Origin of the sequence: Curtobacterium sp. B18 (genome assembly GCF_000333375.1) — a bacterium.
GTDB lineage: Bacteria > Actinomycetota > Actinomycetes > Actinomycetales > Microbacteriaceae > Curtobacterium.
Genome location: NZ_BACZ01000445.1, coordinates 1 through 1010, shown reverse-complemented (window position 1 = coordinate 1010; position 1010 = coordinate 1). Strand labels below are relative to the sequence as shown.

General features: G+C 71.8%; 1 protein-coding gene. It reads left to right on the top strand.

Annotation, left to right across the window (positions count from 1 at the left end):
* The first annotated feature begins 100 nt into the window (after positions 1–100).
* Complete coding sequence (locus I5E_RS22775) at positions 101–997, top strand: ankyrin repeat domain-containing protein (protein WP_022907217.1); 897 nt, start codon at positions 101–103, stop codon at positions 995–997.
* Positions 998–1010: the final 13 nt, after the last annotated feature.

Here is a 1010-nt window from a genome sequence, read left to right as displayed (position 1 = left end):
CTGCTGTCCTGTCTCTCATGGCTGCCCTCCAGATTACATATCGGTATGAGAAATATCAAGTGCGATTTCAAAGCACGAGTGATGCCCCTAAGGTCGACGTGTGCGATGGAGTCGAGTTGGCTGGCCCGCCGTCGGGTACGTCTCCCTCGAGGACGTCGACGGCTACCCCGAGCACCTCGCGCGCCTGGTCACCGACGCACCGCCCTCGATCGCCGCGCTCGCCTCGGTGACGTGGAGCGAGTCGCGCGTGCAGAGCTGGCGGATCGAGGAGGCCGGTCGGCACGGGGACGCCGGCGTCGACGCGACACCGACCCACACCGTGCACGCGGTCTTCGTCGTGCGGAACGACGAGGTCCTGGACACCCCGGACGGCCTCTGGCGGCGCTGGAACCACGCGCGGGTCTCGCTCCGGTTCGACCGGGCCGTGCTCGACCCCGGCGACACGGACGCACTCGACCTGCTGGCCGGTGACGTCCACGTCTCACGCGGCGAGATCGCGCACGTCGACGCAGACGTCTGGGAGCTCCGGCTGCTCGTGTCCCCGACCGGCGAGCTCGCCGTCCACTTCCGCGACGTCGTGATCGAGGTCCGGCCGGTGGACGAGGCGGTCTGGTCCGACCTCGAGCGCCGCCCCGTGCACGGCTGGCGCGGCCCGGTGCCGGACGGCTGGGTCGAGTGGGCGACCCCCGCGGTGCGTGCGGCAGCGCACGGCGACGTCGGCGGGCTCTCCCTGGCGCTGGACGGCATCGGTCAGGACCCGGCCGGGATCGACGAGGTCGACCCGCGGTGGGGCTTCGCGCCGCTGCACGCCGCGGTGTGGTTCGACAACCGCGGCACGACCGAGGCGCTGCTGGAACGCGGGGCGGACGTCCGGGTCGAGGACGCCGAGGGGCGGACCGCGATGGACATCGCCCACGAACGAGGTGCGCGGAAGGCGGAGGAGGTCCTCCTGGCCTGGTTCGACCGGCCGGCGCAGGACACGGACCAGGGCGACTAGGACGAGACGGGAG